Below are 26,975 nucleotides of genomic sequence, written 5' to 3'. Positions count from 1 at the left end.
CATGGCTTCCCGAATCCCGCTCTTCCTCGGCGCGTCGGCCGGAGCCTGCGCCCTGGCCTTCGCCGCCACCGCACCCGCCGTGTCCGCACCCGCGGGCGGTGGTGACGACTCGGGCATGGTGTCCGTCTTCCACGGCGTCCCCGGACTCACCGTCGACGTGTACGCCAACGGTGACGAGCTGCTGAGCGACTTCAAGCCCGGCACGGTGACCGACCCGCAGTCCCTGAAGGCCGGCACCTACGACATCCAGGTCTTCGAGGCGGGCCAGGGCCCCGACGGCACCCCCGCCATCGAGAAGCAGGTCGAGGTCCCGGCCGGGGCGAACGCCACCATCGCCGCGCACCTCTCCGCCGACGGCACACCCCAGCTGACGTCGTTCGTCAACGACGTCTCCGCGGTCGGCGACGGCCAGTCCCGGCTGACGGTCCGCCATGTCGCCGCCGCACCGGCGGTGGACGTCCGCGCGGGCGGGCAGCCGCTGTTCAAGGGGCTGGAGAACCCGAAGCAGGACAGCGCGGTGGTCGACGCCGGCACGGTCTCCGCCGACGTGGTGCTCGCCGGCACCGACACCGTGGCGATCGGCCCGGCCGACCTGAACCTCGGGAACGGCACGAGCACCGTCGCCTACGCCTGGGGCAGCGCCAACGACAAGAACCTGGCACTGGCGACCCAGACGCTCGACACCACCCGCGCCTCATCGAGCGGCAACGCCGCCGGCCTCGCCCCGAACTCCTCGCAGGAGTGGCTGGCCTGGGCCGCCGCGACGGGCATGGTCACCCTGACCGGCGTCATGGTGATGCGCAGGTCCGCGGAGCACCGTGGGTGAACCGTCCCCGTCACACCGGCAGGAGGGCAACGGTGCCGCATGTCGACCCCGCACGTCTGGTGGAACTGGCACTCGGCAACGACGCCGCCCACGACGACGCCGGCGCCCTCCAGCACGTCGCCGCGTGCGGGCGCTGCCGGGAGGAACTGCACCTCATGACCCGTGTCGTCATGGCGGCACGGGGAGTGGAGGAGCCGGATCTCCCGACGCCCCCGCCGGCCCGGGTGTGGCAGAGCATCGCACAGGGCCTGGCCGAAGAGGCGGCCGAACCCGCCACCCCGCCCCCGGACCACGGCGACGGCCCCCCGCCCCCGATCCCGGCCGCGCGTGACCACACGCGCGGCCGGTCCCCTGCGCGCGGAGCGCTGACGCTGGCGCTCGTACTCGCGGCGGGTGTCGCGGTCGCCCGGTACCGACGCCGGCGCAGCCGCTGAGCGCACGGGCAGGGTCAGGCAGCGATGCGGCGAGCCCCCTCTCCGGCTGCTTGAATACGAGGGTGATCGAACTGGCGTTTCTCGCGATCGTCGCGGCTTTCGTCGGATGGCTGATGCGCCGCAAGCGGCAGCACCGGTCGACCGCGACGACCGCCGGCGAACCGGTCGGGCTCCCGTGCATGCTCAAGCGGCCCGCCCAGGGCTCCCGCTGGAAGGCGGGACGCCTGCTCATCGACGGCGCCGGCCCCCTGGCCTGGGAAGCCGCTTGGGGCAGGAGGACGACCGTGCTGCCCACAGGTCTCCGACAGACCGGCCTACGCCCGCCCTCGCCTCGCGAAGCGATGGCCGTCAATCCCCGCTCCGCGATCGTGGAGTGCGAGTCCCCCGAGGGCCAGGTCCTGATCGCGGTCATGCCCGAGGAACTGGACGCCGCGACCAAGGCTCTGGCGACCGGCTGAGGCGTTCGGCGACCGGCGGCGCGGTCAGGGTTCCGACCGCGTCCTCTTGCGTCGCTCGTAGTGGCGGCGCGCCTTCATGCGGTTGCCGCAGCCTGCCATGGAGCACCAGCGGGCGCTGTTGCTCTTGGAATGGTCGATGAGGAAGAGGCTGCATTCCTCCGTGTTCCCGCACCGCCGGACCCGGCCGGGTGCGCTGTGCCGGAGCGCGTCCCAGGCCACGGCCGCGCGGGCGGCCAGGGCGTGCTCCGCGGGGGCCGCCAGTTCCCAGTCGATCCCGGTGTCGCCGATCGCGGCGCGGTAGGAGACGCCGTCCAGAGCAGGGGCGAGGGCGGTGGGCTCCGCCTCGCCGTCGACCAGCGCCTTGAGCGTGTCGCGGGTGGCGCGCAGGAGTGCCACGTCTTCCTGAATGTCGCCGCCGGTGTGCTCCCGCACCCAGGCACGCGCGTCCTCCGGATCGGCGAGGCGGTCCACACGTACGCCCTCGACCGTGGGCGTCGTGTTCAGCAGGGCCAGTAGCAGCCCTTCGTCGGACGTCTGGGACACGATCACGAAACTAACCTCCATTCGACCTTTGACAGGTTACATCTGACGTGCTTACCGTGTAACCACCTTAAGCGCCCCAAGGAGGTTAGAACGATGAGTGCCACAGTTCATCACCGGTACGCGACCGTCGACGGCCGGCGGATCTTCTACCGGGAGACCGGCTCCGCGGACCTGCCGACCGTCGTGCTGCTGCACGGCTTCCCGACGAGTTCGTTCATGTTCCGCAACCTGATCCCACAGCTGGAGGGGTACCGGGTCATCGCCCCCGACCACCTCGGGTTCGGACTCTCGGACGCCCCGGGCACCGAGGATTTCGACTACGGCTTCGACGCCCTGACCGACCTGACCGCCGGGCTGCTCACCCAGCTCGGGGTGGGCCGGTACGCGATCGTGGTGCAGGACTACGGCGCCCCGATCGGCTGGCGGCTCGCGCTGCGCGACCCCGACGCGGTCGTCGCGGTGATCACCCAGAACGGCAACGGCTACGAGGAGGGCTTCGTCGCGGACACCTGGCGGCCGATCTGGGCCTACCAGCGCGAGCAGTCCCCGGAGAACGAGGCCGCGCTGCGCGGAGCGTTCACGCTCGAAGCGATCCGTGACCAGTACACGACCGGCGTCCAGGACGTCAGCGTCCTCACCCCGGACACCTGGACCCTCGACCACGCCCACATCTCACGGCCCGGCAACGCCGAGGTGCAGCTGAAGCTGTTCCTGGACTACGCGACCAACCCGCCGCTGTACCCGGCACTGCACGCCTGGCTGCGCGGCAGGCAGGTACCCGTGCTCGCCACGTGGGGCAGGGACGACCCCTTCTTCGGTCCCGACGGCGCCCGTGCCTTCGCCCGCGACACCGACCACGCCGAGATCCACGTGATGGAAGGCGGCCACTTCCTCCTGGAGAGCGCCGGCGACGAGGTCGCCGCACTGATCCGCACGTTCCTCGCCAAGCACCTGCCGACGGCCTGACCCGGGTCGGCGGCACTCACACCGACAGCGGCCGCGCCTCACCGTGCGACTCCCGCGTGCGCCCGCCCCGCGCGGTCACGGCCCCGGCCATCGCTCCCACGGCAGAGCGAAGGCCGGGCCACCGCGCTAACGCGACCGCGCCTCAAGCGCTCCCCCCACACCCGGCCGTCGCTTCGTCGTGGGAGATCATGAAGCATGCGACCGGACGACTGGCACTTCACCGAAGACCTCGACGAGTTCCTCGCCCGCGCCGGGGACTTCCTGCGCTCACGGCCCGCCCTGCACACCACGCAACTGACGACCCTGGAGAAGATGCGCACCCGGGGCACGGCCGCGTTCGGCACAGGCGTCGTCCTGTTCGGTCTGCTGGAGGCGGCGGGCGAGGTCCGCGCGGCCCTCTACCGCCTGCCGTCCCACCGCGTCGTCCTCACCCCCCTCTCCCCCGAGCAGGCCGACGTCCTCGCCGGCCGCCTCACCGGCCTCGGGCGCACCGTCGCCGGCGTGCTCGCCGACCACGACACCGCCACCGGATTCGCCGAGGCCTGGCAGCGCCACACCGGCGCCGCAGCCGTCCACGGCTGGCGCGGCCGGCTCCACCGCCTCGGCACGCTGACCCCGCCGGAGCCGGTTCCGGCGGGCCGGGGACGGCCGGTCGAGGAGCGGGAGCACGAGCACCTCATGGGCTGGTGCCGCGAGTTCGCGGCGGACGTCGGGGAGAGCGTCGCCATAACCGCCGGCACCTGGACCGGCACCCGCTTCGCCGAGAAGAGCTACACCTACTGGGAGGACCCGGACGGCACCCCCGTCTCCATGGCGGGCGCCAACCCGCTGGTGGGCGGCCAGGTCCGGATCGACCCCGTCTACACCCCGGCGCGGCTGCGCGGCCGGGGCTACGCCGGCGCCGTGACCGTCGCGGTGACCCGGGCCGCGCTGAACGCCGGCGCGACCGACGTCGTCCTGTTCACCGACCCCGCCAACCTCACGAGCAACGCCCTCTACCGGCGCCTGGGTTACCTGCCGTACGCCGACTTCACCCGGTACGACCTCGCCCTTCCGCACGCGGCCGGGCTCCCCGCCCGCGGGGACGGGTGAGCGCACGACCATTGACACGCCTGTCGGAGCCGTTCGAGGATGACCCCGTTGACAACGTTGTCGCCCGGCGAAGTAAGGACCATGATGGGCCCCGTTTCCCTCCCTGTCGGCCGCAGGCTCCTGCTCCAACTCCTCGGCGCGACCGGCGCCGCGGCCGCGCTCCAGCCGGTGCTGAGCGCGCCCTCCGCCGCCGCTCCCGCCTCGGGCGGCGCCCGTCCCGTCGAACCGCCGGACGAGGTCGCGGCCACCTACCACCGCGTCCTGCTCCGGCACACCCGCTGGTCCGAGACCCAGTGGGACGAGGCCAAGGGCGCCTACACGGACCAGTACTTCGGCTTCGCGGTCGTCCTCGGTCACGCCGTGCTGCTGACCCACGGGACCTACGACGAGGACGAGGCCGGCGTCGACCGGGAGACGCTCAGGCGCCGGACCCTGGCGACCCTGCGGCACTTCGCCGCCTCCAACCGGCTCACCGGCGGCACCCAGTGGGGCCGCACCCTGTTCTTCGACACCACCTTCCAGTCGTACTTCATCCTCGCGGCGCGCCTGCTCTGGGACGAGCTGGACGACGCCACCCGCGCCGCCGTGGACACCATCACCCGTGAACAGGCGGCGTACACCCACTCCCTGGGCACCGGCGACGACCCGGCCTCCGGGGACTGGACGCCCAACGGCCTCGCGGGCGGCCACGTCGGCGACACCAAGCTGGAGGAGATGGGCCTGTACGCGCAGACCCTGGCCCCGGCGCTGGCCTGGGCGCCCGACGACCGGCGCCGCGCCGACTGGGCCGCCGACTACGGGACCTGGTCGCGCAACGAGGGCGGACTGCCCGCCGCCGACCTGGCCAACCCGGCGCGCGTGGACGGCGTCCCGGTCTCCCGCAACACCGCGCACAACACGTACGACACGTTCATCGTGGAGAACCACGGCTCGTTCGGGCCGCACTACCAGGCGGAGATGTGGCGCACCTCCGGCCGCAACGCCGCGCACTTCCTCGCCGCCGGCGAACCGCTGCCCGAGGTCCTGACCCGGCAGCCCAACGCGGGGCCGCTGTGGCGCACGCTGCTGGGCGTCATGTCGGACGCGGGCGAACCGCTGATGCCCATGGTGAACGACCGGGAGCACCTCTACGGCAGGGACGTGATCCCGCTGGCCTTCCTCGCCCGGGTGGCCGGCGACCGGGCCGCCGCCCGCGCGGAGGCGGACCTGGCCGAGCGCCTGGAGGCGTACCAGAAGTACCCGCCGGAGTACCGGCTGGCGAAGTTCTCGGGCGAGCCCAAGTACGAGCCGGAGGCGCGCGCGGAGCTGGCGATCAGCTATCTGCTGCACGTGTGGCCGACGCCGGGCCGCGAGGTGCGCCCGTTGTCGCGGGAGGAGTTCTTCGCCCACGCGGCCGGGGTCACCGACTTCGGGACCGGGCCCGGTCTGGTCTCCCACCAGTCCGCGGCCGCCTGGGCGGGCGTGGTGACGAAGCCCGGCTTCGTCAAGTTCGGCTGGCAGCCCGGGCACGACGACTGGCTGTTCCGGCTCAGCGGCGCCACCCCCGTGTTTCTGCCCTCGACGTCCGCCGAGGTCACCGGCCGCAACGTGCGGGTGCACACCGCCCCGCGCGACGGGTTCGACGGCAGCGCCACGGTGCTGCGCCTCGGGGACGGCTTCGCGGGGTACGCGACGCTCCCCTCGGGCGGGGTCGTCTACGCCGCCGACGGCACGCTCGCGGGCGGCTCCCGGCTGGAGGTCCACAACCTCACCATGCCCGGCGTGGCGGGGCTCGACGGCAGCCGCGCCTACGGGTTCGCGGAGGGTTCGGCCACGGTCCGCGCCCAGGACGCCTCGCCCGAGGCGAAGGGCCGCGTCGACGAACTGGCCTTCGCCTCCGCGACGGTGCGCCACGTCAGGATGCTGGGCGTCCGCCCCGACCCGGCGTACGGGTACTCGCTGTACGCGGTCGAGGTCCGCTCCGGTGCGGGGTCCGACGACCTCGCGCGCGGCGGCAGGGCGACGGCCTCCTCCCAGTCGGCGGGCATGACGGCCGGCATGGCGGCGGACGGGGACGCGGCGACCCGCTGGGCGGTCTCCCGCGAGGACAGGAAGCGCGCGGACAGCTGGTGGGCGGTGGACCTCGGTGCCGACCGCGCGGTCGACCGGGTCACCCTGCGCTGGGAGGCGGCCGCCGGACGCGCCTACCTGATCCAGGGCTCGTCCGACGGCGAGCGGTGGACGGACCTGGCCACCGGGCCGGCCCCCGCGCTGCGCAGCGAGGGCGGCTGGCTCGACGTCGACGGCCGGGCCGGGCTGGTCGTCCGCGGCGGCGGCGACGGACACGCGGTGGCCGTCTACGGCGACACGATCATGCCGGCCGAAGGGGCGCGGGAAGCACTCGTGGTCGAGGGGCACTGCGGAGCCTCCGCAGGCGAACTGCGCGCGCTGGCGGGCCGCCCGGCCCCCGCCGCCGAGGACCCCCGGGTCCGCGCGGCCGTCGTGGACGGGCACCTGAGCCTGTTCAACCTGTCGGCCGACGCGGTCGCCACCCGCGTCGAGGTGCCGCAGGAGGGCCGGCGCCGGCACGTCTACGAGGGCGAGCAGACGGTGACCCGGCAGGGCCTCGGCTACGCGGCACGCCTGGAGGCGGCGTCCGCGCTGCTGCTCCCGCCCCGGTTCACGCTCGTCCCGCTCTCGGGGCGGAGTCTGCCGCCGGGGCTGCGGGTCCGGGTGGACGACGGGGCGACCCTGCGGCTGTCCGGGCCCCGTTGCCGGGTCCGCGTCGAGGCGCAGGGGCGCTCCACCGTCGTGAGCGTGCGGGGCGGGCACGAGGTCCGCGTCGCCCTGCGCGGCGCGCGGGCCTACCCGTACGACGACCACGCCCTGGGCCGCAACACCTTCCCGACGGATCCGCTGCCGCCGGGGATGTCCGGCCCGGCCGCGGCCGTGGACGGTGCCCCGGACACGTCGTGGCGCCCCGGCCGCGACGGCCGCATGGTGGTGGACCTCGGCGCGAGCACGGCGATACGCCGGGTCGAGACGGAGTGGACGAGCGGCCACGCCCCGGCCGCCCAGGTGGAGTTCTCCACCGACGGCGTGCGCTACCGGCGGGTGGGCGCGCCGTCCGGCCACGGGCGCGTGCGCGTACTCGCGTACGAGGGCTCCGCCCGCTACGTCGCGGTGGCGGTGCAGGGCACGCCCCACCCGCACGAGGGGCTGGTGCGGCTCTCCGTGAACTGAGGGGGGCCGCCGCGCCACCCGGCCGGGTGAAGCCGGACCACGACCGTCGTGTGACCATCACGCGATTCACTCGTTTGAGAGATCAGCAACAGCAGATCCTCGGTCGTGGAGGGCACCGCTTATGCCCGTCAGTCGGTTCCGTGCTACAAGTCGCCCGGCCCGGAGGCATGTCCAGAGGGCCGAGTCCGTGCTGGTCGAGCAGTACGGCGGCCTGGTACGCCTCGCGTACCTGGTACTGCCGGCCTCGGCGGGCAGACACCGCCGGGTGATCAGGGCCCACGCCCTCGCCCAGCGGGCCCTGCCCAAGGCCGGCGGAGCACGGCCGGCGCCCGGGGTGCCCGCTCCACGCGGCGGGGCCGAGCCGGTCGCCTCCCTCATCGGGAACGATCTGCGGGCCGCGGTGCTGCGGGCGGCGCTCCGGGACGGGCGGCGCGCGGGCACCTGGACGGGCCGGGCGGCCGCCGTGTGGCCGCCGCGCCGGATGCCGATCGTGCTGGGGCTGAGGCTGTTCCCCCGGTCGGGCAACGCCGACGACATGGCCCTCGGCCGGGTGCTGGCCGGCGCGGAACCGGCCACCCGGGGCGCCTTCGTCCTGCGGCACGTGGACGGGCTGCCGGAGCCTCAGGTGCTGGAGGTGCTGCGGTCCGCCGGCGTGGACGACCCGGCCGGCGCCCTGCGCGCCGCCGACCGGCTCGACCTGGGCAACGGCACGACGGCGGCGAGCGTGCTGCCGGCTGCGGCGCACAGCGAGTTCGACGCCTGCACCGTGCACGCCCAGCCGACGGACCTGCTTCGCCGCAGGCGGCGGACCCGGCTGACGGGCGCCGTGCTGCTCGCCGCACTCGTCACCGCCACGGCGCTCGTCGCCACGGACCGGGACACCGCCGGGTCCGGCGGCGCGGGCTCCGACGCGGCGCGCTCCTCCTACACGCCCGCCGCGAGCGACCTGCGCCGCACGGACCCCTCGCTCTGGGCGGACACCTCGCGCGTCGACTTCACCGCGTGGCCCGCCCGCGGCGACCGCACCGACGACGCCGCGCTGCTGAACAGGGCCCTGGAGTCCTGGTCCGGCCCGGCCCGTGCGGGGACGCGCGTCTCCTTCGCGCCCGGCACCCCGACCGACCCCCCGCCCCGCTCCCCGCAGTTGCTGTTCGCCGGCGAGGTGGACGGCACCGCGGTCGTGCTCCTCCACGACGGCGGGAGGCTGGCCCGCTACTCGGAGCCGGGGACCTCGGGAAGCGAGGACGCCGCCCTGGCCGTGGCCCGGGCCGACGACGCCGACGTCACCACCGCCGCGGCGGTCGCCGTGGCGCGGCGCGACGGAGCGGCCCGTTACCTGCTGGCCCCGTGGATCGCCGAGGCCGGCACCCGGGACCTGCTGCGCCCCGACGACGCCGCCCGCGACCTCGGCGTGTCGGCGCAGGGCGTCACCGATGCCGTACCGGTCGCGTCGGCGGGCGGCGCCTGCGAGCGGCGCCCGGTGCTGCAACTGCGCTCGTCCTCGCGCATCGTCGAGGACCACTCGTTCCTCGTGGCCGACCGGGGCGGCCTCTCCCCCGCGCACCTCACCTACACGCCCCTGCCGGGGGCCGGCACTCCCCCGGCCCGCCAGCCCCGGGAGGCCACCGGGGGCGCGGCGCTGGTGGCCTGGTCACGGCTGGCGTGCGGCACGGGCGCGCTCTTCGACGGGGACACCTCGGTGCGCGCCGTCAACCTGTGGGACTTCGCCGACCAACGGCTCCCCGGGGACGCCGGACGCGCCGTGTGGTCCTGCGCCCGCGCCGTCACCTGGAGCGGCACCGACGAGGTGTCCGTGGACCTGCGTACCGGCGACGGGGCCCAGCGGGTGGTACGGGCGCGGGGGACGGCCGCGTGCAGCAGGTTCGGCCAGCACGTGGTGGCCGACACCCACTGGCGTTCCCCGGACGGCGACTGGTACGTCCTCGCCGCCGGCAGCCGGGCGGTGACCGGCCTGCGCGTCACGGGCCGGGTCGAGGCCGAAAGCGACGAGCGGACGCTGGCCGTGCGGGCGCCCAGGGATTCCGAGCCCGAGGTGAAGGGCCGGCTGCGGACCGGGGAGGATCTGCCCGCCCTGACCGGCGACGGCGACGGCGACGGCGACGGCGACGGCGACCGATGAGTTTCGCGGGCGGCGCCGGTCCCCACTGACATGACTCGGATCATCGCGGACATCTCGGTCTCCCTCGACGGCTTCGTCACCGGCCCCGACCCCGGGCCGGACAACGGGCTGGGCACCGGCGGCGAGGCCCTGCACACCTGGGCGTTCTCGGACGACCCCGAGGACCGGCGGCTCCTGCGCGAGGGAACCGCCCGCTCGGGTGCGGTCGTCCTGGGCCGCCGCCTCTTCGACATCGTGGACGGCCCGGGCGGCTGGGACGACACGACCGGCTACGGCGCGGGCGAGGTCGGCAAGCCCTCGTTCGTCGTCGTGACCGGCACCCCGCCCGAGGCGGTGCGCCTCACCGACCTCGACTGGACCTTCGTCACCACCGGCGTGGCCGATGCGGTCGCCGTGGCGCGCGAGCGGGCCGAGGCGGCGTCGGCGGCCGCCGGCCGGGACCTCGACGTCGTCCTCATGGGCGGCGGCGCCCTGATCGGTTCGGCGCTGGACGCCGGCCTGGTCGACATCCTGGCGCTGCACCTGGCACCCGTCGTGCTGGGCGGCGGAACGCCGCTGTTCCCCGGCCGGGCGCCGCAGGGACTGGTCCAGCGGAGCGTGACCCCGACGTCGACGGCGACCCATCTGACGTACGACGTGCTCTGACGCCCGCCGCCCGGCCCTCACCGGATATTCGCGTGCACCCGGCGGCGTCACGCGTTACGTTCGTCCGCATGAACGTCATCGGCCGAAGCACCAGCGCGACCGCGCGAGCGACCAGCTCGCCGGCCGCCGCCGCCTGACCTTCTCCCCCCCCTCTCCACCGGCGACCGGAAACGGCCCGCCGGTGGTTCTGTGGCGTTCCGGCCCTGCCTCGCCGCCCCGCTCGCCGGTCCCGTTCTCCGGTGCCTCCCGCCCTCACGCGAAGGAGCCACCCCATGGACACCGAGCAGATCGTCCGCACGTTCGTCGAGTACTACGAGGAACGCGGGCACCACCGCGTCACCGGCTCGACCCTGCTGCCCCCGCCCGGCGACACCGTGCTCTTCACCACCTCCGGCATGCACCCGCTCACCCCCTACCTGGAGGGCCGCCCGCATCCTCTCGGCCGGCGGCTGGTCAACGTCCAGCGCTGCCTGCGCACCACGGACCTGGACGAGGTGGGCGACCGCACCCACCTGACGGTCTTCGAGATGCTCGGCACCTGGTCCCTGGGCGACTACGAGGGATCGCTGAGCCTCGACTGGGCCCACCGGTTCCTCGTCGAGGGCCTCGGCGTCGATCCGGGCGTGCTGCACGCCACCGTGTACGGGGGCGGTGACGAGGTGGGGCCGGACACCGACTCGCTGCGGCTGTGGGAGGAACGGGGCGTGCCGGTGGAGCTGACGGGGGAGGACAACTGGTGGTCCAACGGGCCGGTCGGCCCCTGCGGCCCCGATTCGGAGATCTTCCTGTGGACCGGTGACGGCCCACCCCGCTCGACACCCACCCGGGACGACCGCTGGGTGGAGGTGTGGAACCACGTGATGATGCGTCACCGCCGCCTGGACGACGGCAGCCTCGTGCCGCTTCCGCAGCGCAACATCGACACCGGCCTCGGCCTGGAGCGCCTCTCCTCGCTGCTCCAGGGCCGGCCGTCGGTGTTCGAGTGCGACGTCTTCGACCCGTGGCGGCGGCTCGTGCCGCCCCTGTGGCCCCTGGACGAACCCTCCCTGCGGCTGGTCGTCGACCACCTGCGCTCCGCCGTCGTCGTCATCGGCGACGGTGTCCGCCCGGCCAGCACCGGACGCGGATACGTGCTGCGCCGCCTGGTGCGCCGCGCCCTCACGGTCCTGTGGCGCGACCATCCGGCCCGCGGCCTCGGCGACCTCCCCCGGGACCTGGTCGCCCACACGCTGGACCACTTCCGGCAGGAGGAGGACCCCGAAGCCGTACGGCGAAAGCTGCTGGACGAGGAGCGCCGGTTCCGCGGGCTGCTGGAACGCGGCCGCGGGGTGCTCTCGCGCCCCCGCTTCCGCGGCCCGCTGGGAGAGGACGACCTGCGCTACCTCCACGACACCCACGGGCTGCCGCGCGACCTGGTGACGAGCCTGCGCGAGGAACCGGTCCCGGGCGGTCATAATCGCCCGCGTGAGCGAGACTGAGCCCCACGAGGCAGCCCAGGAGATGACCACCAGGGGCGGGGCGCGCTGGCGCACCTTCGTGCAGACGGAGACCGGCAGCGCGGCCCTGCTCCTCGCCGCCGTCGTCGCGGCCCTGCTCTGGGCCAACATCGACCTCCACTCCTACGAGGCCGTGTGGCAGGCCCACTTCACGATCGGCTTCGACACCCGCCACCTGTCGCTGACCGTCCACGAGTGGATCAACGCCGGTCTGATGAGCCTGTTCTTCTTCGTCGTGGGGCTGGAGGCGCGGCGCGAGTTCGACATGGGGGAACTGCGGGACCGGCGGTGGGTGGTGCTCAGCGCGGTGGCGGGCCTCGGCAGCATGGTCGTCCCGGCCGTGATCTACGTCGTGATCAACGCGGGGCACGACTCGGTGCACGGCTGGGGCACGGCCATGTCGACCGACACCGCGTTCGCGCTCGGCATCCTGGCCGTCCTGCGCCATCGGCTGCCGGCCTCGCTGCGCGCGTTCATGCTGTCCATCTCGGTGGTCGACGACCTGGTGGCGCTGGTCGTCATCGCCGTGTTCTACAGCGACGAGATCCATGTCCCCGCCCTGCTGATCGCCCTGGGCGCGCTGCTGGCCATCGTCGTCGTGCTGCGCCTGGCGGACGCCGGCCGCGGTCTGCTCTGCGCGCTGCTGGCCGTGGGGGTGTGGGTGGCGCTCCACGAGGCCGGGATCGATCCGGTCGTGACGGGCCTTGCGGTCGGGGCGCTGGTCATCGCCTATCCGGCGCCCCGCGGGGACCTGGAGCGGGCGAGCCGTCTCTTCCGGCTCTTCCGGGAGCAGCCGACCCCGGAACTCCAGCGGTCGGCGGCCCGCGGACTGGCCTCGGCGATCTCGCCCAACGAACGGCTGGAGCAGCGGTTCCTGCCCTGGGTGAGCTTCGGCATCGTGCCGCTCTTCGCCCTGGCCAACGCCGGGATCGAACTGAGCGGGGCTCGGCTGGCCGACGCGTTCACCTCGCCCATCACGCTGGGCATCCTGTGCGGCTGCGTGCTGGGCAAGATCGTCGGCGTGCTGGGTTCCATGGCGGGCGCGCGGCTGCTGTCGGGCGGGCGGCTGCGGCCCAACGTGGGCTGGGGCTCGGTCACCGCGGCCGGGTCGATCGCGGGCGCGGCGTTCACCGTGTCGCTGCTGATCGCCGCGCTGGCCTTCGAGGGGGAGGAACTGAACCAGGCGCGCATCGGCATCCTCGCCACGCTGCTCGGCTCGTTCGCGGTCAGCTGGGGGGTCTCCGCCGTGATCGGGCTCCTGCCGGCGGCGCGGCGGGCGCGGGCCCTGCTCGGCACCTCCGAGCCCCTGACCGACCTGGGGGTGTCCGTCGACGAGCGCCACGACCACGTGCGCGGTCCCGCCGACGCCGCCGTGACCCTCGTCGAGTACGGCGACTTCGAGTGCCCGTACTGCGGCCGGGCCGAGGGCGTGGTGCGGGACCTGCTGGGCAGCGAGACGGACGTCCGCTACGTCTGGCGGCACCTGCCGCTCACCGACGTGCATCCGCAGGCCCAGGCGGCGGCCGAGGCGGCGGAGGCGGCGGCCCGGCAGGGCAGGTTCTGGGACATGCACGACCTGCTGCTCGACCGCCAGGACGAGCTGGGCGAGCGGGACCTGCTGCGGCACGCGCGCGAACTGGGCCTGGACATGGAGGTGTTCCGCGAGGACCTGAAGCGGCGCCGGGGCGCCCGCAGGATCGCCGAGGACGTGGACTCGGCCGACCTGAGCGGCGTGTCGGGCACACCCACGTTCTTCGTGAACGGCAGGCGCCACCACGGCGCCTACGACATCGGCGCCCTGAAGCGGGCGGTCGAGCAGGCCCGGCGGCGGGCCCTGGCCGGCGGGTGAGGTGACGGCCGGTCAGGTGTCGCGGCGGGCGGGGCGGCGCCGGCGCTGGACGGCTCCGTAGGTCTTCTCCAGGGCGGTGGTCGACGCGTCGTAGGAGCGCTGGGCGACGCCGACGAAGAGGCAGTCGACCACGGCGAGCTGGGCGATGCGGCTGACGGTCGCACCGGAGCGGAACGGGGTCTCGCGGGCGCAGGTGGTCAGCACCAGGTCGGCGCCGGTGGCGAGCGTGGAGCCGGGGTCGTTGGTCAGGGCGATGGTGGTGGCGCCGCGTTCGGCGGCGGCCTGGAGGGGCTCGGTGGTGTCCTCGGTCTCGCCGGAGTGGGAGACGGCCAGCGCCACGTCGCCGGGCCCCAGCAGCGCCGCCGCGGTGAGTGCCGCGTGCCGGTCGCTCCAGATGAAGGCCATGCGGCCTATGCGGTGCAGCTTCTGGTGCAGGTCCTGGCCGACGAAGGCACTCGCGCCGACGCCGAAGATGTCGACCCTGCGGGCCTTCGCCACGGCGTCGACCGCACGGCCCAGCGCCTCCACGTCGAGTCCGGCGCCGGAGTCCTCCAGGGCGCGGACCTCGTTGTAGATGATCTTGCTGACTATGCGGTCCAGCGAGTCCGTCGGGCTGATGTCGGTGCCGCCGTGCTCCGCCCGCTCACCCCCGAGGGCGTGCTCGCGCGCGGCGGCGGCGGCCAGCGCGAGGCGCAGCTGGGGGTAGTTGCCGGTGCCGATCGTGCGGCAGAACCGCATCACCGTGGCGGCCGAGGTGTCCGCCCGCTCCGCAAGTGCGCCGATGGACAGCTCCGCGACCTGCCCGGGGGCGGCCAGGACGGCGTCGGCGACCCGGCGTTCGGAGGGGGCCAGGGATGGGCGGGCGGCGCGGACGCGCGCGAGGACGTCGGCGGGCGCGGCGTCCTGGGCGGACCGCTCCGGCACGCCGGACGAGGACTGGCGGACCATGGCGCCCCTCCTGGGTGTGGTGGGGACAGGCTAATGGGGCCACCCGGGTTGGTCAAAAATTTACGTACACCCTGAAGCGCCGTTACTTATTGACATCCGGAGTTCGGCATTCCCATACTCGGACGGCCCTCTCCCCACGCCGGCGACCCCACCGGCCAGTGTCTAGGAGCACGTGTGCGCCAGCTCGACCTCGTGGTGATCGTGGTCTATCTGATCGGGATCGCCTGGATCGGCCTCCGGAAGGCCGGCAAGCAGAAATCGGCGAAGGACTACTTCGTCGGCGAGGGCCACATGCCGTGGTGGACGGTGTCCTTCTCCGTCGTCGCCACCGAGACCAGCGTCCTCACGGTGATCAGCGTCCCCGGCGGCGCCTACAGCGGCCAGGGCTTCGGCAACGTCGAACTCGCCCTCGGCTACGTCATCGGACGCGTCGTCGTGGCCACCGTGCTGATCCCGCTCTACAAGCGCGGCGGGTTCGTCAGCGCCTACCAGTACCTGGGCGACCGGTTCGGGCTGAAGCTGCAGGGGCTCGCGTCGGTGACCTTCGTCTTCACCCGGCTCCTCGCCGAGGGCGTCCGGCTGTTCGCCTCCGCCATCCCGATCAAGCTGCTGCTCGACGAGTTCGGCGTGCACGCGAGCTACCGGGTGATCATCATCGTGCTCACGCTGATCACCGTCGTGTACACCTACCTGGGCGGCATCAAGGCGGTCATCTGGACCGACGCCATCCAGATGGGCCTGTACCTCGGCGGAGCGATCCTCGCCGTCGCGGTGCTCTCCGCGCACGTGGGCGGGGCCGGCTACGCGCGTGCCTGGGACGCCGGGCGGTTCACGCTCTTCGACACCGACTTCAACCTGGCGCACATCCTGACCAGCCCGTTCGCCCTGCCCACCGCCATCATCGGCGGCGCTATCTTCGCCATGGCCAGCCACGGCTCCGACCAGCTGATCGTCCAGCGCGTGCTGGCCACCCGGACGCTGCGCGAGGGCCAGAAGGCCATGATCGCCTCGGGTGTCTTCGTCGTCATCCAGTTCGCCGCGTTCTCGCTCGTCGGCGCGCTGCTGTGGTCGTACAACCAGGGCAAGTCGTTCTCCGAGCTGGGCCTGTCCAGCTCCGACAACCTCTACCCGGAGTTCATCCTGAACGGGTTGCCCGTCGTCGTCTCCGGTCTGCTCGTGGCCGGCATCCTGGGCGCCGCGATGGGCTCGCTCTCCTCGGCGCTGAACTCGATGTCGAACTCGACGGTCGCCGACATCATCCACAGTTTCTTCCGCAGCACCCCGTCCGAGGACGCGCTGCTGCGACTCGCCCGCTGGACGACGCTGGTGTGGGCGACGCTGATGGCCGTCTTCGCCTGCGCGTTCAGCACGAGCACCGGCAACGTCTACCTCACCGGCCTGACCATCGCCGGCTACACCTACGGCGCACTGCTCGGCGCGTTCCTGCTCGGGCGGCTGGTGACCCGCGCCAACGAGGTCGACTCGGTCGTGGCCTTCCTGGTGACCATCGGGGTGATGACCTACATCGTGCGGGTGGTCAAGATCGACGTCACGACGGGCGGGACGACGGTGTCCCAGCCGATCGCGGCCCAGTGGCTCGTGCCCATCGGCGTGGTGATCACCCTGGCCGTCGGTGGCGTCCTGAGCCTGTTCCACCGGGCGCCCGCGGCCGGCGGCGGCTCCGCGGACGGCGCCGAGCCGGGCACTGGACCCGACCAGCTGACCGCGACGGCCGGCCGCAACTGAGCGCGGTCAGCCGCCTGGCGGGCGCGCTCACGCCGGGGCCGCCCGCTACCCGCCTCACTCCCCTGGAGACGACTTGCGTGTGATCGGCCTGATGTCGGGCACCTCCTACGACGCCGTCGAGGCCGCCGCCGCGGATCTCGTCCTGCGGGGCGACGTCCTGGTGATGCGGCCCCTCGGGCACCTCTCCGTGCCCTACCCCGGCGAACTTCGCGAGCTGATCGAGGGGTTCCTGCCGCCGTCGGAGACGACCGCCCGCGCCGTCGCCGTGCTCGACACCGGGATCGGCCGGGCCTTCGCCGACGTGGCCGTACGGGCGCTGCGCGAACTGTGCGGCGGGGAGGCCGACCTGGTGGTCTCGCACGGGCAGACCGTCTACCACTGGGTCGAGGACGGAACCGTCCGCGGCACCCTGCAGCTCGGGCAGCCCGCCTGGATCGCCGAGGCCACCGGTCTGCCCGTCGTCTCCGACCTGCGGTCCAGGGACGTCGCGGCCGGCGGCCAGGGCGCTCCGCTGGTGGCGATGACCGACGCCCTCGCGCTCGCCGCGCTGCCCGGCACCCCGGCCGCCCTCAACCTGGGCGGCATCGCCAACCTCACCGTCGTCGCCCCCGGCGCCGCACCGCTGGCCTTCGACACGGGGCCCGCCAACGCGCTCATGGACGCCGCCGTGCGGCACTTCACCGGCGGCGCCCTCGGATACGACGAGGACGGGCGGCGGGCCGGGGCCGGCCGGACCGACCCGGCGCTGCTGCGGGAGCTGCTGAACGACCCGTACTACCGCGGGCCGGCCCCGAAGAGCACCGGCAAGGAGCTGTTCCACCTGCCCTACCTGCTGCGGGCGCTGGACGCGGCGCCGGTGCCCGAGCCGGACGACGTGCTGGCGACGCTGGCACGGCTCACCGCGGTCACCGTGGCCGACGCCTGCCGGGCGCACGGCGTCACGAGCCTCGCGGTCTCCGGCGGCGGGGCGCACAACCCGGTGCTGATGGGCATGCTCGCCGAGGAGCTGCCCGGCGTACCGCTGGAGGCGAGCGACGCGCTCGGGCTGCCGTCCGACGCCAAGGAGGCCCTGGCCTTCGCGCTGCTGGGCTTCCTCACCGTGCACGGCCTGCCCGGCGCGATCCCGTCGGGCACGGGCGCGCACCGGGCGGCGCTCCTCGGCAGCATCACCCCGGGCAGGTCGCCGCTGCGCCTGCCCGAGCCCGCCGCCGGACCGCCCCGGCTGCTCCGCGTCACGGGAGAACCGGTGCGGTGACCCCCGCGCGCCGGCGGGCCGGGCCTCAGCCCATCGGCCTCAGCCCATCTCGCCGGTGCGGGCCTGCCGCCACAGGTCGACGCTGCCGTCGGCCACCGCGTACTTGTCGATCTCGGCGAGTTCGTCGGCGGTGAAGGCGAGGTTGTCCAGGGCCGCCACGTTCTGCTCCAGCTGGGCGGGGCGGGAGGCACCGATCACCAGCGAGGTGACGCGCGGGTCGCGCAGCGCCCAGGCCAGCGCCATCTGGGCCAGGGTCTGGTCGCGGCGGGCGGCGATGTCGTTGAGCGCCCGCAGCCGCTGGAGGGTGTCCTCGTTCAGCCAGTCGGTCGCGAAGGACTTGCCCTGAGTGGCCCGGGACCCCTCGGGGACGCCGTCGAGGTAGCGCCCCGTCAGCAGGCCCTGGGCGAGCGCGGTGAACCCGATCACGCCGAAGCCCTCGTCGGCCGCGGCGTCGAGCAGGCCCTCGGTCTCGATCCACCGGTTGAGCATGTTGTACGAGGGCTGGTGGATCAGCAGCGGCGTGCCCAGGTCGCGGAGGATCGCCGCGGCCTCCCGGGAGCGTTCGGCGTCGTAGGAGGAGATGCCGACGTAGAGCGCCTTGCCCTGCCGGACCGCCGTGTCCAGGGCCGTCATCGTCTCCTCCAGCGGCGTGGAGGCGTCCAGCCGGTGGGAGTAGAAGATGTCGACGTAGTCCAGGCCCGTGCGCTTCAGGGACTGGTCGAGGGAGGCGAGCACGTACTTGCGGGAGCCGCCGCCCTGGCCGTAGGGGCCGGGCCACATGTCGTACCCGGCCTTGGTGGAGATGATCATCTCGTCCCGGTACGGCGCCAGGTCCTGGCGCATGATCCGGCCGAAGTTGATCTCGGCGGATCCATAGGGCGGGCCGTAGTTGTTGGCCAGGTCGTGGTGGGTGATGCCGAGGTCGAAGGCGCGCAGGGCGATCTCCCGCTGCGACTCGAACGGCTTGTCGTCGCCGAAGTTGTGCCAGTAGCCGAGCGACAGGACGGGCAGGTCGAGCCCGGAACGGCCGGTGCGCCGGTAGCGCATGGTGCCGTCGTAGCGGTCGGGGGCGGCGACGTGGTTCATGGCGGTTCTCCGGTGGTGGTCGGGGGCGGGCGGTGGCGGGAGGGTCAGCCGGTGGCGGCCCCGAACCACCGGGGCAGCCGGTCGAACAGGTCCTGCTGGTCCTCGCCGACCCATGCCACGTGGCCGTCCGGCCGCAGCAGCATCGCGGGCACCTCCAGTTTCGCACCGGCGTCGACGACGTGATCGACGCGGTCCGACCAGCCGGAGACGGACAGCCGGCCGGTGCCGTCCAGGAGCAGTCCGCGGCCGGTGCGCGTCAGCTCGTACAGGCGGCCCTGCCGCAGGGGGACGTCGCGCATCCTGCGCCCGAGCAGTTCGTGGCCGGCGCCGAAGTCGTAGCGGATGTTCAGCGCGGTGACCTTCTCGGTCAGGTGGCGGCTGACGTCCTCGAACTGCACCAGTTCCGCGAGCAGGCGGCGGACCGCGCGGGGGCCGGGTGCGGTGGAGAGCAGTTCCATCTGCGCGCGGGTGTTGTTCAGCACGTCGGCCGCCACCGGGTGCCGCTCCGCGTGGTAGCTGTCCAGCAGCCCCTCGGGGGCCCAGCCGTTCACCTCGGCGGCCAGTTTCCAGCCGAGGTTGAAGGCGTCCTGGACGCCGAGGTTCAGGCCCTGGCCGCCGACGGGCGGGTGGATGTGGGCCGCGTCGCCGGCGAGCAGGACGCGGCCGGTGCGGTAGCGCTCGGCCAGCCGCGTGGCGTCGCCGAAGCGGGACAGCCAGCGCGGCGAGTGCACGCCGAAGTCGGTGCCCGCCCACGCCTCCAGCTGCCGCCGGAACTCCTCCAGAGTGGGCGGCGCGGACCGGTCGCCGGCCACGTCCGCCGCGGGTACGCCGACGCGGTAGTACCCGTCGCCGAGGGGGCCGGCGCCGAACCGCTTCTGGGTCTCCCGGACCTCGGCGACGACCGCGGCCACCGTCTCGGGTTCCGCGCCCACGCGCATCTCGCCGATGAGCGTGTCCGTGCCGGAGGGCTCCCCGGGGAAGGGGACGCCGAGCAGGCGGCGGACGGTGCTGCGGCCGCCGTCGCAGCCGACGAGGTGGCGGGCGCGCAGCCGTGTGCCGTCCGCCAGCTCCGCGGTCACCCCGTGGTCGTCCTGGTCGAGGCCGACCAGTTCGCGGCCCCGCTCGACCGCGGCGCCGAGTTCGAGGGCGCGCTCGGTCAGCAGGCGGTCGGTGACGGGCTGCGGAATGCCGAGGACGTAGGCGTGGGCGGTGTCCAGCTCGACGGGCGCGGGCTTGTCGATCCCGGCGAAGAAGCCGCCCGCCGGGTACCGCCGGCCGTGTTCGAGGAACCGCTCCAGCAGCCCGCGCTGGTCCATCACCTCGATGCTGCGCACGTGCAGTCCAAGCGCGCGGACCACCGGGGTCGGCTCGGTGTCCCGTTCCAGGACGCGTACCTGTACGCCGTGCAGGCGCAGTTCGCCGGCCAGCATCGTGCCGGTCGGTCCGGCGCCGACGACGAGTACGTCGATCATGAGTCCCCCATGGTGCGAATGCGACGGATCGGGCCGGCTGCCTCACGCGGGCAGCGGCCGAGGGCGACGATTCTGCGCCACGGACAGGCCCTTGCCGCAAGGCCCCCCATGCGCTATAGGTTGAAAGAGGCAGGCGGGGAGCGTCCCGGCTGCCTTTTCGCTGCCCCGGGGACCACGCGCCGGGGCTGACGCCGCGGCGGTCCGCCGCCGCCGGGCACGTCGCCGTCAGCCGCCGCGGGCGCTTCGGCGGGCCGGTCCACGCCGCCCTAGCCGAGCACGGCTGAGCCGCCGGGTGGCGGTCGTCCTGCCCGGCCACCTCGCCGCCGTGGCGCTCGCCGCCCGCAGCGACGCCGTCGCCCCGGTCCCGCTCGCCGAGCCGGGTGCCGCGCTCTCGCCGCTCATGGAGCAGGCCGCGGTCATGGGCCTGCGGCTCCTCGACATCCCGCTGCCTTTGCCGCCGGTCGCCATCGGCATGGCCTGGCATCCCCGGCGCACCTCCGACGGCGCCCACCACTGGCTGCGGGGCGCCGTACGCCGGGTGCTGCGGGTGTCCTGGGAGGGCACCGGAGTACGGGGCCGGGAGGCGCCGGACGGCTCTCGGCACGAAAGGGGCGCAACGGCGCGATTGAGGGTGCCGTCCGTGGGCACGCGTTCGCCCTGACGTCTCCGCTTGCGCCCCTTCGGCGGCGGCGGAGACTGATACGGACGACGGCACTCCGGAAGGCCTGGACGGATGAGTGAGCACGCGGCGCGTCCCGGCGCCGGCACACGGCCCGGGAGCGGGAGCGGCGATGCCCCCTGTCCGGGTCCTGGCTCGTCCCACGAGCGGCGCCACAGGCGCGAGGCCCCCGTCCGGTCGTACCCGGACCGGATTGGTGTGGCCGCCAGGGGGCACGCGTCCTCGGCGCGCGTTCCGCGCGGCGCCTGGGCACCACCCACTCCACGACGAAAGGCAGTCTCATGACGGACATCACGCCTGCCACCACGACGGACTCCGGCGCGCCGGCGGAAAGCGACGAACACTCGCTCACCGCGGGACCGGGAGGACCGGTACTCCTCCAGGACGCCTACCTCATCGAGCAGATGGCGCAGTTCAACCGGGAGCGCATCCCCGAACGCCAGCCGCACGCCAAGGGCAGCGGCGCCTTCGGCCACTTCGAGGTGACGCACGACGTGAGCGCCTACACCAAGGCGGCCGTCTTCCAGCCGGGGACGCGCACCGACCTGGTCATCCGCTTCTCGACCGTGGCGGGCGAGCGCGGGAGCCCGGACACCTGGCGCGACCCGCGCGGCTTCGCGGTGAAGTTCTACACCAGCCAGGGCAACTACGACATGGTCGGCAACAACACGCCGGTGTTCTTCATCAAGGACCCGATGAAGTTCCAGCACTTCATCCGTTCGCAGAAACGCAGGGCCGACAACAACCTGCGCGACCACGACATGCAGTGGGACTTCTGGACCCTGTCCCCCGAGTCCGCGCACCAGGTCACCTGGCTCATGGGCGACCGCGGCATCCCGCGGACCTGGCGCCACATGAACGGCTACACCTCCCACACCTACATGTGGATCAACGAGGCCGGCGAGCGGTTCTGGGTGAAGTACACCTTCAAGACCGACCAGGGCGTCGAGTTCTTCACGCAGCACGAGGCCGACCAGATGGCGGCCGCCGACACGGACTACCACACGCGCGACCTGTTCGAGCACATCCGTGACGGCGAGTTCCCCAGCTGGACCCTGTACGTGCAGGTCATGCCGTACGAGGAGGCCGCGGGCTACCGGTTCAACCCCTTCGACCTGACGAAGGTGTGGCCGCACGGCGACTACCCGCTGATCCCGGTCGGCCGCATGACGCTGGACCGCAACCCCACCGACAACCACGCGGAGATCGAGCAGGCCGCCTTCCAGCCCAACAACCTGGTCCCCGGCATCGGCCCGAGCCCGGACCGGATGCTGCTGGCCCGGCTCTTCTCCTACGCCGACGCCCACCGCTACCGCATCGGCGCCAACTACCAGCAGCTGCCGGTGAACGCCCCGGTCGTCGACGTCCACACGTACTCCAAGGACGGGGCGATGGCGTTCCGCAAGACCACCGACCCGGTCTACGCGCCCAACTCCAAGGGCGGCCCCGCCGCGGACACCGCGAGGTTCGGCACGCCGCCCAGCTGGGAGACGGACGGGGCCATCACCCGCAGCGCCTACGTCAGCCATCCCGAGGACGACGACTGGGGCCAGGCGGGGACGCTGGTGCGCGAGGTCATGGACGACGCGGCCCGCGACCGGCTGGTGGACAACGTGGTCGGCCACCTCCTCAACGGGGTGACCGAACCCGTCCTCCAGCGGGCCTTCGAGTACTGGACGAACATCGACAAGAACATCGGCGACCGCATCGCCAAGGGCGTGCGGGCCAAGGCCGACGAGAAGGACCCCAAGGCCGACGAGCAGGGCAACCCGGCCCGCCGGTCCATGCAGGAAAAGGCCTGACGCCGGATCCCGCACGGGACGCAAGCGGGGCGCGTGCCGACCGCGCGCGCCCCGCTTGCGTGTTTCCGCTCCCCCTCCGGGCGCCGCGGTCAGACCAGTTCGGGCTGCGGCTCCGCGGCCCGCGGCGGCTCCGGCTGCCGGGGCGGCCGGGGCTTCGGGTCCCACCGCCTGGTGGTCCGCAGATAGCCGAGGATCACGGAGGCCATGGCGAGGAGCAGCAGCGGTCCGCTCAGCCAGGGGTGCGCGGCCAGGTGCTCCGGGAGCAGACGGTAGGAGAGCAGCAGCAGCGCGAACACCGCCGACCCGTGGACGACCAGCAGGGTGGCCGAGCGGTCCCAGCCGCGGGCCGACGCGCGCATCGCCGCCTCGACGGTGAGCGCGAACACCACCCCGGCGATGAGGTCCACGCCGTAGTGGTAGCCGAAGCCCAGCGTCGCGGTGAGGGTGGCGACCAGCCAGAACGTCCCGGCGTACCGCATCGGCCGCGATCCCTTGCGCGAGTGCACGAAGAGCGTCGTGGCCCACGCCGTGTGCAGACTGGGCATGCAGTTGCGCGGGGTGATCTCGTCGAACGGCACCGCGTGCGGGGCCGCGATCGACGGCAGGGTGTCCGGCCACAGGTGGGCCACCGCCCACCGGCCGCCCTCGGCACCGTAGGCGTAGACCGGCCCGACCACCGGGAAGAGCATGTAGACGGCGGGCCCGAGGAGGCCGATCACCAGGAAGGTGCGCACGAGGTGGTGGCTGGGGAACCGGCGCTCGGCGGCCACGTGGCGCAGCTGGTAGAGGCCGACCAGGGCCGCCGCCAGCGGGAGCTGGCCGTAGACCACGTGCAGGATGCCGTCGCCGACGGGCGAGGTGGCGTTCACCAGCCGGCCGACGACCCAGGAGGGATCACCGAGCGCGTGGTCGGCGGTCGCCAGATAGGGGTCGAGGACCGTCGGGCGGGTCTCCGACGTGATGAGCAGCCAGGTGTCGCCCGTCTTGTGCCCGGCCACTAGCAGCAGTCCCAGCCCGGCGCCCTTCAGCAGCAGCGCCCGCTCCCGGCCGGTGCGGCGCGTGAGCGCGAGGACCGCGCATCCCAGCACCACCCACAGCGCGCCGTTGCCGAAGTTCATGTCGGCGCCGGCCACCCAGCGCACCGCCCAGAACACCAGGTCGACGCCGATCGCCGCGCCGGCCGCGAGGAACCGCTGCCGCCAGGTGAGGACCACCATCGTCAGGGCGAGCCCCGCGTACAGCAGCGGCCCCGAGTCGGGAGCGAGGACCACCTCGCGGGCCTGCTGGGTGATCGGCCCCGGCTCGCCGTAGTGGCGCGCGGCGAACTCCAGCGCGACGAGGAACGCGAGGGTCGCCGTCGCCGCCGCGGCCCAGAGCGTCGTTCGCCCGGATATTCGTGTTGGTGTGGTTTTCAATTATGTGGCCTGGGTGCTAGTGGTCGGACAAACGGGTCACTCATGGCGATCGTCACGAGTTCGAACATGCTAACGGCAGGCTGTGCGGGAGCTGATCGCCCGTTGTGCGTCCGGCGGACCGGTGCGTTCCGCCTCGCTGAGGGACCGGATCAGCGTCTGGCGGGCGCGGGCCACCCGGGAGCGGACCGTGCCGACCGGGCAGCCGATGAGTTCGGCGGCCTCCGCGTAGGGGACACCGGCGAGTTGGGTCAGGACGAACGCCTCGCGCCGCTCGTCGGGCAGCGCGTCCAGCAGTTCGCCGAGGGCGACGCCGTCGTCGAACCCCGGCAGTCCGTGTTCCTGGGCGCACTCGACGGCGGTCTCCCAGTCGTCGGTGGCCAGCAGCCGGGGCCGGGCGGACGCGTACCGGTAGCTGTCGATCACGGCGCGGCGGGCGATGGCCAGCAGCCAGGTGCGGGCCGAGGAGCGGCCCTCGAAGCGGTGCAGGCTGCCGAGCGCGCGCAGGAACGTGTCCTGGGCGAGGTCGTCGGCGTACTGGGGGTCGGCGCCGAGGTGGGTCACGAAGCGGCGGACGTCCCGCTGGAAGGCGCGGACGAGGTTCTCCGCCGCCCGTGGGTCGCCGGTGCGGGCGGCCAGCGCCCAGAGGGTCGCCGACTCGTCGGCGGTCGTCCGCGCCCGACGGGCTCTCGCGGCGGGTGCCGTCCGGTCGCGGACGGCGGAGGGGGCAGGACTGGTCACATGCTGTCCTTCGCGTGGGCCGGAGCCTCGGGCGCGACGCGTCACAGGAGATCGGGCGCGCGCGGACGTCCGGCGTCCGGACCCGGCGGCGCGGGGCGCGGCGGGGCCCGGTGACGGGGTGGGAGTGGCGGACGGCGCCGCGGGGCGGCGTACGTCCGGACACCCCGGCCGGCACGGCGCGGAAGCGCCCGGCACGGTCGGGGGAACCGGCTGTCTCAGACGACAGCGGGCCCCGCGGGCGGACCCCGGGAAGTGATCGCGTGAACGAGGAGCAGCCGTGGCGGCCGCAGCGCGTCGCCCGCGCGGCGCGGGGCGACACGCGGCCGGTGCGGTGGCACCGGGAGCGCGAGGAGCAGCCGCAGCGGTGCGGCCAGCAGGCCGGCGACGGCCCGCAGGACACGGAAGGCCGCGCGCTCGCCGTACGCCAGCCACAGTCCGCTCAGCAGCGCGGCCAGCAGATGGGCGGCGAGCATGCCCGAGGCGGACATCGCCTCCATGACCTGTGCGAAGCCGGTCATCGAGTCCACGGCGCCCGTGGGCGGCGCGGCGGAGCCGCCGTGTGCGGCGGGGTGCATGGCGTGACCCAGGTGGGCCACGGCGGCGGTATGACCGGCGTCGGAGGCGCCGTTGGTGCCGCCCGCGGGCGGCACCGTGAGCCGCTGGGCGTAGGAGAACCACTGGTGCAGTGCGGTCTGGGCCACCATCACGACCGACGAGACCGCGAGGACGCCGCGCTCACGGCCGGCCAGGCACCAGGCCGCGCCGCCGGTCGCGCCCAGCGCGGCGACGAGGGACCACCAGGGGACGGAGGCGTCCGACATCAGAACGTGGCCGAGGACGGCGAGCAGCACGCAGACGGCCGCGAACACCGCGGCCCGCGTCGCGCGGCAGCACCACCCAGCAGTCATGGCGGCTCATCCTCGCATTCGCAGCCCCGCCGTCATCAGAGGGATACGAAACTTCGATGCCCGGCAACCGCCCGCCGGCGTGTGATTCACCTCACACACCGGCGGTCCGGGGGTCGCCGGTCGTCAGGCCGTGTGCTGATGGGCCGGGTAGGTCAGGTAGCCGGCGTCGCCGCCCTGGTAGTAGGTGCGCTCGTCGGCCGGCGCGATCGGGAGCCCCGTCCGCAGCCGTTCGACCAGGTCGGGGTTGGCGAGGAAGCCGCGGCCGAAGCTGATGAGGTCCGCGCCGAGCCCGAGCCAGTGGTCGGCCTCGTCGCGCCCGGCCTGCTTCGGCCCCATCGGCAGCGCGGGGTTCATGACGAGCGTGCCCGGCCAGGCGCGGCGCAGCCCGACCAGCACCTCCTCCTCGGCGGTGGCCTCGAGGTGGACGTAGGCCAGGCCGAGGCGCGCCAGCTCGGTCAGCAGCGCGGCGTACAGCTCGGGCACGTCGGCCTCCTCGACGCCCCAGAAGGTCCCGGCCGGGGAGAGGCGGATGCCGGTCCGGTGGGCGCCGACGGCCTCGGCGGTCGCGGCCGCAGCCTCGACGGCGAAGCGGATGCGGTTGGCCACCGGACCTCCGTAGCGGTCGGTGCGGAGGTTGGCGTTGGAGGAGAGGAACTGCGAGATCAGGTAGCCGTTGGCGCCGTGGAGTTCGACCCCGTCGAAGCCCGCGTCGACCGCTCGGCGGGCGGCGGCCGCGTAGGAGTGGGCGTGTTCGGGCACTTCGGCCCTCTCCAGGGCGCGCGGGACCGGGACGGGCCTGGGGCCGGAGGGGGTGAACACGTCTCCGACGGCTGCCACCGCCGAGGGTCCGACGGGGCGCAGGCCGGTGGTGTCGGGGTGCGAGACGCGTCCGCCGTGCATGATCTGGGCGAAGATCCGTCCCCCGTTGGCGTGCACGGCGCCGGTCACCTGCCGCCAGGCGGCGACCTGTTCGTCCGTGTGCAGTCCGGGGGTGCCCGGGTTGGACTGCCCGATCAGGCTGGGCTGCACTCCTTCGGAGACGATCAGTCCGGCCGTGGCCCGCTGGGCGTAGTAGGTCGCCATCGACGGCGTGGCGAGCCCGCCGGCCGCCGCGCGGACCCGTGTCATGGGCGCCATCACCGTCCGGTTGGGCAGCGTCAGTTCACCGAGCCGGTAGCTGTCGAAGAGGGACGTCACGTCGGAACTCCTTGGTCGTGCGGGGCCCGGATGCCGGGTTCGACGGCTACGCTAAAAG

At 73.8% G+C, this 26,975-nt stretch carries 21 protein-coding genes and 1 pseudogene; 14 read left to right on the top strand and 8 right to left on the bottom strand.

Going from position 1 to position 26,975, the window contains the following annotated elements:
- Position 1 precedes the first annotated feature (1 nt).
- The 3 genes from IE108_RS27450 (at position 2) to IE108_RS27440 (ending at position 1,718) form a co-directional block, all read left to right on the top strand.
- Positions 2-826 carry a DUF4397 domain-containing protein gene (locus IE108_RS27450; RefSeq protein ID WP_064731598.1) on the top strand — a complete coding sequence of 275 codons (825 nt, stop codon included), beginning with the start codon at positions 2-4 and terminating at the stop codon, positions 824-826.
- Positions 827-858: 32 nt separating this feature from the next.
- Positions 859-1,260: a hypothetical protein gene (locus IE108_RS27445; RefSeq protein WP_159394587.1), complete on the top strand. Its 402-nt coding sequence runs from the start codon at positions 859-861 to the stop codon at positions 1,258-1,260.
- A 62-nt stretch (positions 1,261-1,322) separates the two neighbouring features.
- Entirely contained in the window at positions 1,323-1,718 is a 396-nt protein-coding gene (locus IE108_RS27440) for an EGFR-like transmembrane domain-containing protein (RefSeq protein WP_079163391.1), read from the top strand.
- A gap of 24 nt (positions 1,719-1,742) precedes the next feature.
- On the opposite strand, the gene IE108_RS27435 is transcribed toward IE108_RS27440, so the two are convergent.
- A complete protein-coding gene (locus IE108_RS27435) occupies positions 1,743-2,261 on the bottom strand; it encodes a CGNR zinc finger domain-containing protein (RefSeq protein WP_226485647.1) in 519 nt (172 codons plus the stop codon).
- A 93-nt stretch (positions 2,262-2,354) separates the two neighbouring features.
- Between IE108_RS27435 and IE108_RS27430 the strand changes: the two genes are divergently transcribed.
- From IE108_RS27430 to IE108_RS27400, 7 genes are all read left to right on the top strand, one after another.
- Complete coding sequence (locus IE108_RS27430) at positions 2,355-3,227, top strand: alpha/beta fold hydrolase (RefSeq protein ID WP_064726021.1); 873 nt, start codon at positions 2,355-2,357, stop codon at positions 3,225-3,227.
- A gap of 195 nt (positions 3,228-3,422) precedes the next feature.
- Positions 3,423-4,319 (top strand): GNAT family N-acetyltransferase, encoded by an 897-nt coding sequence (locus IE108_RS27425; protein WP_064726022.1) that lies wholly within the window; start codon positions 3,423-3,425, stop codon positions 4,317-4,319.
- A gap of 84 nt (positions 4,320-4,403) precedes the next feature.
- Entirely contained in the window at positions 4,404-7,541 is a 3,138-nt protein-coding gene (locus IE108_RS27420) for a discoidin domain-containing protein (protein ID WP_064726023.1), read from the top strand.
- A 187-nt stretch (positions 7,542-7,728) separates the two neighbouring features.
- Positions 7,729-9,681, top strand: coding sequence for a hypothetical protein (locus tag IE108_RS27415; RefSeq protein ID WP_308433810.1), 1,953 nt, complete (start codon positions 7,729-7,731; stop codon positions 9,679-9,681).
- A gap of 30 nt (positions 9,682-9,711) precedes the next feature.
- Positions 9,712-10,326, top strand: coding sequence for a dihydrofolate reductase family protein (locus IE108_RS27410; RefSeq protein WP_064726025.1), 615 nt, complete (start codon positions 9,712-9,714; stop codon positions 10,324-10,326).
- Positions 10,327-10,598: 272 nt separating this feature from the next.
- The gene (locus IE108_RS27405) at positions 10,599-11,804 is read left to right on the top strand and encodes an alanine--tRNA ligase-related protein (RefSeq protein ID WP_064726026.1); all 1,206 of its coding nucleotides are present in this window, start codon (positions 10,599-10,601) and stop codon (positions 11,802-11,804) included.
- Positions 11,805-11,826: 22 nt separating this feature from the next.
- A complete protein-coding gene (locus tag IE108_RS27400; RefSeq protein ID WP_064726027.1) occupies positions 11,827-13,671 on the top strand; it encodes a Na+/H+ antiporter NhaA in 1,845 nt (614 codons plus the stop codon).
- Between the two features lie 12 nt (positions 13,672-13,683).
- On the opposite strand, the gene IE108_RS27395 is transcribed toward IE108_RS27400, so the two are convergent.
- Positions 13,684-14,619: a MurR/RpiR family transcriptional regulator gene (locus IE108_RS27395; protein WP_064726028.1), complete on the bottom strand. Its 936-nt coding sequence runs from the start codon at positions 14,617-14,619 to the stop codon at positions 13,684-13,686.
- Positions 14,620-14,793: 174 nt separating this feature from the next.
- Between IE108_RS27395 and IE108_RS27390 the strand changes: the two genes are divergently transcribed.
- The gene (locus IE108_RS27390) at positions 14,794-16,365 is read left to right on the top strand and encodes a sodium:solute symporter (protein WP_064726029.1); all 1,572 of its coding nucleotides are present in this window, start codon (positions 14,794-14,796) and stop codon (positions 16,363-16,365) included.
- A 73-nt stretch (positions 16,366-16,438) separates the two neighbouring features.
- Positions 16,439-17,620, top strand: a complete 1,182-nt coding sequence (locus IE108_RS27385; RefSeq protein ID WP_064726030.1) for an anhydro-N-acetylmuramic acid kinase — start codon at positions 16,439-16,441, stop codon at positions 17,618-17,620.
- A 39-nt stretch (positions 17,621-17,659) separates the two neighbouring features.
- Here the strand turns inward: IE108_RS27385 and mgrA are convergent, their stop codons facing one another.
- Entirely contained in the window at positions 17,660-18,706 is a 1,047-nt protein-coding gene (gene mgrA, locus IE108_RS27380; protein ID WP_064726031.1) for an L-glyceraldehyde 3-phosphate reductase, read from the bottom strand.
- A gap of 44 nt (positions 18,707-18,750) precedes the next feature.
- Positions 18,751-20,178, bottom strand: a complete 1,428-nt coding sequence (rox, locus tag IE108_RS27375; RefSeq protein WP_064726032.1) for a rifampin monooxygenase — start codon at positions 20,176-20,178, stop codon at positions 18,751-18,753.
- A 185-nt stretch (positions 20,179-20,363) separates the two neighbouring features.
- Between rox and IE108_RS27370 the strand changes: the two are divergent.
- Together IE108_RS27370 and IE108_RS27365 are read left to right on the top strand one after the other, a co-directional pair.
- A pseudogene (locus IE108_RS27370) lies at positions 20,364-20,839 on the top strand (type 2 periplasmic-binding domain-containing protein); the annotation flags it as partial.
- A gap of 299 nt (positions 20,840-21,138) precedes the next feature.
- Positions 21,139-22,659, top strand: coding sequence for a catalase (locus tag IE108_RS27365; RefSeq protein WP_064726033.1), 1,521 nt, complete (start codon positions 21,139-21,141; stop codon positions 22,657-22,659).
- A gap of 89 nt (positions 22,660-22,748) precedes the next feature.
- Here IE108_RS27365 and IE108_RS27360 read toward each other — a convergent pair whose 3' ends face one another.
- The 4 genes from IE108_RS27360 to IE108_RS27345 all read right to left on the bottom strand — a co-directional run bounded on the left by IE108_RS27360 (position 22,749) and on the right by IE108_RS27345 (position 26,917).
- Complete coding sequence (locus tag IE108_RS27360; RefSeq protein WP_064726034.1) at positions 22,749-24,074, bottom strand: phosphatase PAP2 family protein; 1,326 nt, start codon at positions 24,072-24,074, stop codon at positions 22,749-22,751.
- Between the two features lie 69 nt (positions 24,075-24,143).
- Positions 24,144-24,812, bottom strand: coding sequence for a sigma-70 family RNA polymerase sigma factor (locus IE108_RS27355; RefSeq protein WP_064726035.1), 669 nt, complete (start codon positions 24,810-24,812; stop codon positions 24,144-24,146).
- Between the two features lie 215 nt (positions 24,813-25,027).
- The gene (locus tag IE108_RS27350) at positions 25,028-25,720 is read right to left on the bottom strand and encodes a hypothetical protein (protein ID WP_064726036.1); all 693 of its coding nucleotides are present in this window, start codon (positions 25,718-25,720) and stop codon (positions 25,028-25,030) included.
- A gap of 123 nt (positions 25,721-25,843) precedes the next feature.
- Positions 25,844-26,917: an alkene reductase gene (locus IE108_RS27345; protein WP_064726037.1), complete on the bottom strand. Its 1,074-nt coding sequence runs from the start codon at positions 26,915-26,917 to the stop codon at positions 25,844-25,846.
- Between the last annotated feature and the right edge of the window lie 58 nt (positions 26,918-26,975).

The organism is Streptomyces parvulus, assembly GCF_014648855.1.
Taxonomy (GTDB): Bacteria; Actinomycetota; Actinomycetes; order Streptomycetales; family Streptomycetaceae; genus Streptomyces; species Streptomyces parvulus.
The sequence above is the reverse complement of the archived record's forward strand: the minus strand, read 5'-3'. Positions and strand labels throughout refer to the sequence as shown.

Excerpts from the sequence above, each read along its gene's own strand:
- IE108_RS27425 (WP_064726022.1), top strand. The coding sequence starts at position 3,423 with ATGCGACCGGACGACTGGCACTTCACCGAAGACCTCGACGAGTTCCTC.
- IE108_RS27365 (WP_064726033.1), top strand. The coding sequence starts at position 21,139 with ATGACGGACATCACGCCTGCCACCACGACGGACTCCGGCGCGCCGGCG.
- IE108_RS27400 (WP_064726027.1), top strand. The coding sequence starts at position 11,827 with ATGACCACCAGGGGCGGGGCGCGCTGGCGCACCTTCGTGCAGACGGAG.
- rox (WP_064726032.1), bottom strand. The coding sequence starts at position 20,178 with ATGATCGACGTACTCGTCGTCGGCGCCGGACCGACCGGCACGATGCTG.
- IE108_RS27410 (WP_064726025.1), top strand. The coding sequence starts at position 9,712 with ATGACTCGGATCATCGCGGACATCTCGGTCTCCCTCGACGGCTTCGTC.
- IE108_RS27395 (WP_064726028.1), bottom strand. The coding sequence starts at position 14,619 with ATGGTCCGCCAGTCCTCGTCCGGCGTGCCGGAGCGGTCCGCCCAGGAC.
- IE108_RS27350 (WP_064726036.1), bottom strand. The coding sequence starts at position 25,720 with ATGACTGCTGGGTGGTGCTGCCGCGCGACGCGGGCCGCGGTGTTCGCG.
- mgrA (WP_064726031.1), bottom strand. The coding sequence starts at position 18,706 with ATGAACCACGTCGCCGCCCCCGACCGCTACGACGGCACCATGCGCTAC.
- IE108_RS27420 (WP_064726023.1), top strand. The coding sequence starts at position 4,404 with ATGGGCCCCGTTTCCCTCCCTGTCGGCCGCAGGCTCCTGCTCCAACTC.
- IE108_RS27430 (WP_064726021.1), top strand. The coding sequence starts at position 2,355 with ATGAGTGCCACAGTTCATCACCGGTACGCGACCGTCGACGGCCGGCGG.
- IE108_RS27450 (WP_064731598.1), top strand. The coding sequence starts at position 2 with ATGGCTTCCCGAATCCCGCTCTTCCTCGGCGCGTCGGCCGGAGCCTGC.
- IE108_RS27405 (WP_064726026.1), top strand. The coding sequence starts at position 10,599 with ATGGACACCGAGCAGATCGTCCGCACGTTCGTCGAGTACTACGAGGAA.